Annotated in this window: 1 protein-coding gene; it reads left to right on the forward strand. The window is 74.3% G+C overall.

Annotated elements, in window-relative coordinates:
* Positions 1–42 precede the first annotated feature (42 nt).
* The coding region (locus ADX84_RS26845) for a non-ribosomal peptide synthetase (protein ID WP_082206753.1) at positions 43–11,240 on the forward strand (11,198 nt) is incomplete at its 3' end.

Consider the following 11,240-nt stretch of genomic DNA (forward strand, 5'->3'; position numbering starts at 1 on the left):
CCCCCGATTCGACCCGAGCACCCTCCCGAGGAGCCCGATCCCATGGCTGACACCCACGACACCCGTTTGGGCCTGACCGGCGCCCAGGCAGGCGTCTGGTACGCGCAACAGACGGCGCCGGACAGCCCGGTGTTCAACGTCGGCCAGTACACCGACATCCCCGCCGACCTCGACACCGCCCGTTTCGCGGTGGCCGTGCGCACGGTGGTCGCCGAGAGCGACGCCCTGCGCGCTCGCGTGGTGGTGGACGGGGACCGGATCGGGCAGGTCGTCGGGCGCGGGGTCCCGAGGGAGCTGGAGGTCGTCGACCTCACCCGTGACGGGGGCGCGGGTGAGGACGGCGAGGAGGACGCGGTCGGCCGGGCCCTGGACTGGATGCGCGCCGACCGCGAACGCCCGGTCGACCCCACCAGTGAGCCCCTGTACCGCTTCGCGCTGCTGCGGGTGGGGCCCCGGCGGTGGTTCTGGTTCCAGCGCTTCCACCACATCGCGGTGGACGCCTACGCCATCACGATGATGGCGCGCCGCGTCGCCGACGTGTACACCCGCCTGGGTCGCGGCGAGGAGGTGCCCGTCACCAGGTTCGGTGCCCTCGCCGACCTCGTCGCCGACCAGGCGGACTACGCGGACTCACCCCGGTTCGCCGAGGACCGCGCGTACTGGACGGACCTGCTCGCCGACCGCCCCGAACCCGCCCTGCTGTCCTCGGCGCCGCCCGCGCCGCATGCCTCCTTCCTGCGCTCGCGCACGACCGTGGGGCCGCAGGTGGCCGAGGGTCTCGACACCCTGGCCAAGGCCTCCGGCGCGACCTGGGCCGACGCCCTGGTGGGTGCCTTCGCCGCGTACACCCACCGCCTCACCGGCGCGGACGACGTCCTCCTGGGCTCGCCGTCCATGGGCCGGGTCGGCTCCGTCGGCCTGCGCACCCCCGCCATGGTCGTCAACGTGCTGCCGCTGCGCCTGCGCACCTCCTCGGACCGCACGGTGGCCGAGGTGATCGACCACACCGCCGCCGCCCAGCGCGACCTGCGTACCCACCAGCGCTACCGCTCCGAGCAGCTGCGCCGCGACCTCTCCGCGGTCGGGGACCGGTTCGGGCTGTACGGGCCCGAGGTCAACGTGAAGCTGTTCGACTACACGTTCACCTTCGACGGCGTCGCCTCCTCCACCACGAACCTGTCCGAGGGCCCCGTCGACGACATCGCGGTGTCCGTCTACCGCCTGGCGACCGGCGGTCTGGTCCTGGAGGCCAACGCCAACGACGCCCGTTACGACCGCCAGGGGGCCCGGGCCCGACTCGACGGGTTCGCCCACTTCCTCGGCGGGTTCGCCCGCGCCACCGGGACGACCCGGGTGACCGACCTGGACACCACCGACCCCGCCGACGCGCCGCTGGCCACCCCCGCCGTGGCCCAGGATCCGCCCACGGTCACCGAACTCCTCAGCCGGGAAGCGGCCGCCGACCCCCACGCCACCGCCCTGGTGCACGGCGACACCCGCCTGACCCGGGCCGAGCTCACCGACAGGGTCGACCGCCTCGCCCGTCTGCTGCGCGACGCCACCGTGGGCCCGGGCGACGTGGTCGCCCTCGCCCTGCCCCGCTCCGTGGACCTGGTCGTCGCCCTCTTCGCGGTCCTGCGCGCGGGCGCCGCCTACGTCCCCCTGGACCCCGAGCACCCGGCCGACCGGATCGCGCACGTCCTCGCCGACGCCCGCCCCAGCCTGGTGCTGGCCGACTCCACCACCTCCCACCGCCTCCCCGAGGAGGCCGAGGCGCGCCTGCTCGAACTCGACGCCGAGGAGGTCCGCTCCGCCCTCGACGAACAGCTCGGTGGCGCGCTCCCCGACCCCGACCCGAGGTCGGCCGCCTACCTCATCTACACGTCCGGGTCCACCGGCAGGCCCAAGGGCGTGGTGGTCGAACACCGTTCCCTGGCCGCCCTGGCCGCCACCCAGCGCGACCACCTGGGCCGGTACCTGCTCGCGCGCGCGAGGATCGGCCACGCCGGATCCTTCACCTTCGACGCGTCCTGGGACACCCTGCTGGGCCTGGTCCACGGCCACGAACTCCACCTGCTCGACTCCGACCTGCTCTTCGACCACGCCCGCCTGGGCGCGCACGTCGCCGAGCACCGGCTCGACCACCTGGACTTCACGCCCACCTACCTCCAGGGCCTGCTCGACTCCGGTGAACTCCGTCAGCCGCCCGCGCTGATCACCTTCGGCGGCGAGGCCTGCCCGCAGGACCTGTGGGACCGGCTGCGCGCCCTGCCCGGAACCCGGGCCCTCAACTTCTACGGACCCACCGAGAACACCGTGGACGCCCTGGTCTGCGACGTGCGCGACAGCGCCGCCGCCGTCATCGGCCGCCCCGTCGCGGGTGTGCGCGCCCACGTGCTCGACGCAGCCCTGCGCCCCGTCCCGCGCGGTGTCCCGGGCGACCTCTACCTGGCCGGGGACCAGCTCGCCCGCGGCTACGCGGGGCGCCCCGACCTCACCGCGGAACGTTTCGTGGCCGACCCCCACGGCCCGCCCGGCACCCGCATGTACCGCACCGGTGACCGCGCCCTGGTCCGCGAGGACGGAAACGTCGCCTACCTGGGCCGCGCGGACGGCCAGGTGCAGGTGCGCGGCTACCGGGTGGAGCCCGGCGAGATCGACGCCGCCGCCCGCACCCACCCGCGGGTCGCCCAGTGCGCCACGGTGGTGCGCCGGACCCCCGCGGGCGCCGCCCAGCTCGTCGCCTACGTGGTGGCCGACATCGGTACGGGCCAGGGGAGGCGTCCCGACGCGGAACCGGCGGCCCCCGCCGAGGACGAGGTCCGTGGGCACCTCGCCGCCCGACTGCCCGACTACATGGTTCCCGCCCGCGTCGTGACCCTGGATCGGCTGCCGCTCAACTCCAGCGGCAAGGTCGACACCTCGGCCCTGCCCGAACCCGTCACCGCCCCCACCGGCACCGGCGGGGACGAGCCCGCAAGCCCGGCGGAACGGGCCCTCCTCGGCATCCTGCGCGATGTCCTCGGCACCGACATCGGCCTCCACGACGACTTCTTCCGGTTGGGCGGCGACAGCATCCTCGCCATCCAGGCGGTCAACCGCTCCCGCTCCGCCGGGCTGGCCCTGGCCGTGCGCGACGTGTTCGAGGCACCCACCGTCGCCGGGCTGGCGGCCCGCGCGGGCACCGCCGCCGACGCCCCGCGCGTACCTGACAACCCCGTCGGCCCGGTCGAACCGACCGCTGTCACCGCCGAGCTCCTCGCCGAGGGCGAGCCGCGTCCCCGCTTCACCCAGTCCCAGGTGCTGTGGACTCCGGCCGGGATCACCGAGGAGACGCTTTCCGGCGCCCTGCGCGCCGTCGTCGCCCACCACGGCGCCCTGCGTCTGCGCGTACGCGACGGCCGGATGGACGTCCTGCCCTCGAAGGAGGTCCGGGGCCCGGCCCCCCTGACCCGGGTCGACGCCCGAGGGCTGTCCGAGGACTCCCTCACGGAGAGGGTCGAGCGGGAGGCGGCCCACGCGCACACCAGGATCGACCTCACAGAGGGGCGCCCGCTCACCGCCGTGTGGTTCGACGCCGGGCCCGACCGCATGGGACAGCTCCTGGTCCAGGTGCACCACTTGGCCGTGGACGGCGTGTCCTGGCGGGTCATCGGCCCCGACCTCGCCGACGCCGTCGCCGCCCTCAGCTCGGGCCGCGCGGTGGAGCTCCCCGGTGCGGGCACCTCCCTGCGCCGCTGGACCCGCCTGCTCCAGGAGGAGGCCCGCCACCCCGGACGCCTCGCCGAACTCGACCACTGGACCGAGCAGACCGACCCCGCCCTCCACCGCCGTCTGGGCGCCCGCGACCTCGACCCCGAGGCCGACGTGGTCGCCACGCGCCACAGCATCGAACTCGAACTGGACCCCGGCCTCACCCACCAGGTCCTGACCGGGATCGGCGCCACCTACCGGGTGGGGGCCGAGGAGGTCCTGCTCACCGCCCTCACCCTCGCGGCGGACCAGCGCCTCCTGGTGGAGCGGGAGGGCCACGGCCGCCGCGAACTGCTCACCGCACCCGCGGACCTCGCCCGCACGGTCGGCTGGCTCACCACCTCCCACCCGGTCGCCCTGACCCCCGGCACCGGCCCCGCCCACACCCTGAAGCGGGTCAAGGAGACCCTGCGCGCCACCCCGGGTCACGGCCTCGGCTACGGCCTGCTGCGCCACCTCAACCCCGAGACCGCGCCCCGCCTCACCGGCCGTGCCCGCCCCGACGTCCTCTTCAACTACCTGGGCCGCTTCGGCGCCCCCGCCGCGCAGCCCTGGGAGTCGGCCCCCGCCTCCACCCGGGTCATGCTCGGCGAGGACCCCGACGAGCCCCTCGCCCACGGGCTGGAGATCGGCGCCATCGCCCACGAGGGCCCCGGAGGCCCCCGCCTCCACCTAACCCTGCGCTGGGCCCCCGGCGTCCACGATCACCACGGCGTCCGCGCCCTGGCCGACGACCTCACCGCCGCCCTGCGCGCCCTGGCCGAGGCCGCCGCCGACCCCGGTCCGCACACCCTCACCCCCTCCGACCTGCCCCTCCTCGACCTCGAACCCTCCCGGATCGAGCAGGTCGAGCGAGCGTGGGCGCGGACCTCGGGTGACCCCGCGGCCCGTCTCGCCGAGCTCTGGCCCGCCACGCCGCTCCAGTCAGGACTGGTCTTCCACAGCCTCTACAGCTCCGGCCACGACGCCTACACCGCTCAGTCGGCCGTGCGGATCGACGGGGACCTGGACCCGGAGGGCCTCCACCGCGCCGCCGCGCTGCTCCTGGACCACCACCCCAGCCTTCGGGCGGGCTTCCACGCCGAGGGCGAGGACCTCGTCCAGTTCGTCCCCGCCGAACTCCGACCCCGCTGGCGCAGCGTCGACCTGTCCGCCGACCCGGACCCCGACGCGGCCCTCGAACGGCTGAGCGCCGAGGAACTGGCCACCCCCTTCGACCTCGCCCACCCGCCGCTGCTGCGTTTCACCCTGGTGCGTCTGAACCCCACCCGGCACGTGCTGGTCACCACCGACCACCACACACTCCTGGACGGCTGGTCCACTCCGCTGTTCCTGCGGGCCCTGTTCACCCGCTACGCCGAACCGGACACCCCGGCGCCCGGCACGCACTTCCGCGACCACCTCGCGTGGCTAGCGGCCCGCGACGACGATGCCGCCGACCACGCCTGGTCCACCGAGCTCGCCGACCTCGGCGGGCCCACACTGCTCGCCCCGGAGGCGCCCACCCACGGCGGACGGGAGCAGCGGGTCCTCAACGCCGCCCTCACCCAGCAGGAGACCGAGCGGGCCGCCGCCACCGCCCGCGAACTCGGCGTCACCACCAACACCCTGGTCCAGGCCGCTTGGGCCCTGGTCCTGGGGGCCGTCACCGGACGCACCGACGTCGTCTTCGGCGCCACCGTCTCCGGGCGCCCCGCCGACCTGCCGGGCGTGGAGTCCACCCTCGGACTGTTCATCAACACCGTCCCCGTCCGCGTGCGCACGGAGGCCGGCACCCCGGTGGCGGAACTGCTCACCGACCTCCAGCGCCGCCAGGCCGCGCTGTCCGAACACCACCACACCGGGCTGACCCGCACCCAGGAACTGTCCGGGTACGCGCCGCTCTTCGACACCCTCCTGGTGTTCGAGAACTTCCCCGCGCGCGACGCCCTCGCGGACCAGGACCACGGCGGGGTGCGCCTCACCGACGTCCGGATCGAGGACGCCACCCACTACCCGGTCTCCCTCAACGTCTTCCCGGGCCGGGCCCTGACCCTGCGCCTGTGCCACCGCCCCGACGCGGTCGGAGCCGACGAGGCGGAGGCGCTCCTGGACCGTCTGCGCGCGGTCATCAACCGGATCGCGGCCAGCCCCGAACAGCCGGTCGCCGAGGTCCCCGCCACCACGCGGGCCGAACGCGATCAGCTGCTGGAGGGCTTCAACCGCACCGCGACCGCCGTCACCGCACCGCGCCCCTGCGACGCCCTCGCCGACTGGGCCGCCTGGGCACCCGACACCACGGCCGTGGTCGACGCCGAGGGTGAGCACAGCTACGCCGATCTCGACGCCTGGGTGGAGGAGATCGCCGCCCTGCTGCGCTCGAACGGGGTGCGTCCCGGCCGGGTCGTGGGCGTGGCCGTGCCGCGTTCGGTGGACATGCTGGCGTCGTTGCTCGCCGTGCAGCGGGTGGGCGGTGTGTACCTGCCGCTGGATCCGGAGTTCCCGGCCGACCGGCTCGCGTACATGCTCTCCGACTCCGGTGCGGTCCTCGTTCTCACCGGTGGGGGAGTGGAGGCCCCCGCCGGTGTCACCACCCCGGTGCTCGACCTCTCCGTCGCCGGTGACCGGGTCGACGGAGGCGGCGGTGCGCCGTGCGCCCCGAACCCGGTCCCACCGGACGCGGACTCGGTGGCGTACGTGCTGTACACGTCGGGTTCGACGGGTCGTCCCAAGGGTGTGGTGATCAGCCACCGCAACCTGGCGAACTTCCTTACCGACATGGGTCGGCGCTTTCCGTTGGAGCAGGGTGAGCGCTGGCTGGCGGTGACCACGGTGAGCTTCGACATCTCGGCCTTGGAGCTGTACCTGCCGCTGCTCTTCGGGGCCACGGTGGTCCTCGCGGACAAGGACACCGTCCGCGACCCGCGCCTGCTCGGCGAACTGGCCGTGTCCTCCGGGGCGACGATCATGCAGGCCACCCCGTCGCTGTGGCGCTCACTCACCGAGCACGACCCGGAGGTGCTGGCCCCGCTTCGCGTGCTGGTGGGCGGCGAGGCCGTGCAGGCGCCCCTGGCGGCGCTGCTCGCCGAGAACTCCCGGGGCGCCCACAACGTGTACGGGCCCACCGAGACCACCATCTGGTCCACCACCACACCCCTGGACACCAGCGGCCCCGTCACCATCGGCCGTCCCATGGCCAACACCCGCGTGTACGTGCTCGACGCCGCCCTGCGACCGGTTCCCACAGGCGTGACCGGGGACCTGTACATCGCGGGCGAGGGGGTGGGGCTCGGCTACCACCAGCGGTTCGACCTCACAGCCGAGCGCTTCGTCGCCGACCCCCACGCAGGTCCGGACCGGCCCGGGTCCCGCATGTACCGGACCGGTGACCTGGCCCGGTGGAGGGACGACGGCACTCTGGACTTCCTGGGGCGGGCCGACTTCCAGGTGAAGGTGCGCGGATTCCGCATCGAGTTGGGTGAGATCGAGACCGCCCTGCTGTCCGCGCCCGGCGTCGCGGAGGCCGTGGTCACCGCACGCGAGGACGAGACCGGCAACGCCTGGCTGGCCGCCCACGTCATCCCCGCCACCGGGGTTGTCCACAGCCCGGACGCCCCTGCCTTGCCCGAGCCCGCCCAGCCGGGAGACCCTCGAAATGGGGGATCCTCCGTCCCCGCCGACTCCGCCATGCCCTCGAACGCACCAGGCGTGACCTCGGCACCGCACGGAGCACCCACCCCGGCGAGCACCCCGGCACCGGAGGGCGCACCAGCTCCCCGGAACACCTCAGTCCCCCGGATCGCCCAGGCCCCTACAGGAGCTGCCGCCGCACCAGACGGAATTCCCACCCCGGCGAGCACCCCGGAAGAGGGGGGCACGCCCGCCCCAGACGGAGCTTCCGCCCCGGCCGTTGCCGTTGCGACGCCCCTCTCCGTGGCCGGACTGCGTGAGCACGTCGCGGCCCGGTTGCCCGACTATATGGTGCCGAGCGCCGTCGTCCTCATGGACGCCCTGCCGCTCACCGCCAACGGCAAGGTCGACCGCAAAGCACTTCCCGACCCCGGCGCCCCGGTCCGGAACGGACGCGCCCCCGCCACCGCCCGCGAGGAGATCCTGTGCGGGATCCTCGCCGACGTGCTCGGGCGCGACACGGTCGGCCCCGACGAGGACTTCTTCACCCTCGGCGGGCACTCGCTGCTGGCCACCCGCGCGGTCTCCCGGATCAGGTCCCTGCTCGGCGCGGACGTCGGTGTGCGCGATCTGTTCGAGGCGCCCACCGCGGCCGCTCTCGCCCGTCGCACCGAACACTCCACGGAGACCAGGCCGGGCGTCGCCCCGCGTTCCACGAACCAGCCGCGCCGACTCTCCCACTCCCAGCACCGGCTCTGGCTGGTCGACCGCCTCCACGAGTCCGGCGGTGCCTACAACGTGCCCCTCGCGGTGCGCGTCGCCGACCCGCTGGACACCGAATCCCTGCGCGCCGCCGTCACCGACCTGGTCGGGCGGCACGAGGTCCTGCGCACCGTCATCCGGACCGACCCGGACCAGCCGGGCACCCCGCTCCCGCACCTTCTGGACGCCGACACCCCCGGCCTGGTCGACGTGGCGGCCGAGCACTTGGGTGAACCACTGGACACCGCGCTGGCCCGGGTCACCGCCCAGCCCTTCGACCTCGCCGAGCGCCCGCCCCTGCGGGTCCGCCTGTTCACCGGTCCCGGGACGGCTCCTGGCTGTGTCCTCCTCGTGGTCCTGCACCACATCGTCGCCGACGAGTGGTCCTTCGGGCCGCTCCTGGACGACCTGGACACCGCCTACCGCGCCCGCGCCGCCGGCCGGACCCCCGACTGGTCGCCCCTGCCGCTCCAGTACGCGGACTACGCCGCCTCCCGCACCGACTGGCTCGGCACGGCCGACGACCCCGAGAGCCCGCTCAGCCAGCGGCTCGACCACTGGCGCCGCAGCCTGGCGGGGCTCCCCGACGAACTCGCCCTGCCCACCGACAGACCTCGGCCCGTCGCTCCCTCACACAGCGGCGGTCTCGCCCAGGCCCCCGTCGACCCAGAACTCCACGCAGCTCTGCGCGACCTCGCGGCGGCCCACGGCGTCACCGTGTTCATGGTGGTCCAGGCGGCCGTCGCCACCCTCCTGCACCGCCTTGGCGCGGGCGAGGACATCCCCCTCGGCAGCCCGGTCGCGGACCGCGCGGACGAGGGGCTCCAGGACGCGATCGGCTTCTTCCTCAACACCCTGGTCCTGCGCCTGGACCTGTCCGGACGGCCGACCTTCGCCGAACTCCTCGCCCGGGTCCGCGAGGTCGACCTCGCGGGCTTCGCCAACGCCGACGCGCCCTTCGACACCGTGGTCGAGGCGCTGAGGCCGGAGCGCTCGGTCAGCCGCCACCCGCTGTTCCAGACGATGGTGTCCTACCAGCGCAGGCCCGAGGGCGCCGACCAGCTCTTCGGTTCGGCCACCCACCTGGTCGAGACCCCCCTGGACACCGCCAAGTTCGACCTCGAGTTCGCCTACGTTGAGGACCCGCTCCAGGGGGCCCGGCTGGCGCTCAACCACTCCGCGGACCTGTTCGACCCCCCGACCGCGCAGCGGATCGCCGACCGCCTCGTCCACCTGTTGGGCCAGGTCGCGGCCGCCCCGGAACGGACCCTCGGCGCCTTCGACGTGCTCGGGAACGCCGAACGCGACCGGCTTCTGGAGGGCTTCAACCGCACCGGGACCGCCGTCACCGCCGCCCGCCCCTGTGACGCCCTCGCCGACTGGGCGGAGCGCACCCCCGACGCGGTCGCCGTCGAGGACTCCGCGGGCACCCACACCTACGCCTCGGTCCACGAACGAGTGGAGGAGATCGCCGCCCTGCTGCGCGGTCGGGGTGTCGGGGCCGGACGGACGGTCGCCGTGGCGATGCCGCGTTCGGTGGACATGCTGGCGTCGTTGCTCGCCGTGCAGCGGGTGGGCGGTGTCTACCTGCCGCTGGACCCGGAGTTCCCGGCCGACCGGCTCGCGTACATGGTGGCCGACTCCGCAGCCGTCCTCGTTCTCACCGGCGGGGGGGGGGAGGCCCCCGCCGGTGTCACCACGCCCGTCCTGGACCTCGGGAACGCGTCCGCCGAACCGACCGCTCCCGTGGAGGCGGGTACCGGTCCGGTGGACGCGGACTCGGTGGCGTACGTGCTGTACACGTCGGGCTCCACGGGCCGACCCAAGGGTGTGGTGATCAGCCACCGCAACCTGGCCAACTTCCTCACCGACATGGGCCAACGCTTCCCGCTGGGCACGGGTGAGCGCTGGCTGGCGGTGACCACCGTGAGCTTCGACATCTCCGCCCTGGAGCTGTACCTGCCGCTGCTCTTCGGGGCCACGGTCGTCCTCGCGGACAAGGACACCGTCCGCGACGGGGTGGCCCTCGCCGACCTGTTGGAGGGCGGCGGGATCGGGATCATGCAGGCCACGCCCACCCTGTGGCGGATGCTCCTGGAGACCAAGCCGGAGGTCCTGCGCGAGCTGCGCGTGCTGGTCGGCGGAGAGGCCCTGCCCCAGGCGCTGGCCGACGAACTCGCCGCCCACGCCCCGAGCGTCACCAACGTGTACGGGCCCACCGAGACCACCATCTGGTCCACCACGTCGCCCGTACGCACCGGCGCACCCGTCTCCATCGGCGGCCCCATGGCCAACACCCGGGTGTACGTGCTCGACGCCGCCCTCCAACCGGTCCCGGCCGGGGTCGCCGGGGACCTGTACATCGCGGGCGAGGGGGTGGGGCTCGGCTACCACCAGCGGTTCGGACTCACGGCCGAGCGCTTCGTCGCCGACCCCCACGCTGGTCCGGACCGGCCCGGGTCCCGCATGTACCGGACCGGCGACCTGGCCCGATGGAGGGACGACGGCACCCTGGACTTCCTGGGCCGGGCCGACTTCCAGGTGAAGGTACGCGGGTTCCGCATCGAGCTGGGTGAGATCGAGACCGCGATCGCCCGCGTCGACGGTGTCGCCCAGGCCGTGGTCACCGCCCAGGAGGGGGCGGACGGCCACCACCGGTTGGTCGCCTACCTCACCGGCACCGGGGCCGTTCCGAGCCCGGACGCCCTGCGCGCCGCGCTCTCCGTGCGGCTTCCCGCCTACATGGTGCCCTCCGCGTTCGTCCACCTGGACTCCTGGCCGCTCACCGCCAACGGCAAGGTCGACCGCGGCGCCCTGCCCGACCCGGCGTCCACCGCCAGCGAGCGGCCCGCCGGGCGCGCGCCCGCCACCGACGCCGAGCGCGCCCTGAGCGCGGTCTACGCGGACGTCCTCGGCCTGGACGGGGTCGGCGCGGACGAGGACTTCTTCGCCCTGGGCGGCGACAGCGTCCTCACCCTGCGCCTGGTCGGTGGCGCCCGTCGGGCCGGGTGGACCGTCACCGGCCGCCAGGTCTTCCGCCACCCCGTGGTGTCCGACCTCGCCGCGGTCGCCGAACCCGTGTCCCCACCGGTCTATTATATACATCTGACGATGCC

This window comes from Nocardiopsis sp. SBT366 (assembly GCF_001083815.1).
GTDB lineage: Bacteria > Actinomycetota > Actinomycetes > Streptosporangiales > Streptosporangiaceae > Nocardiopsis > Nocardiopsis prasina.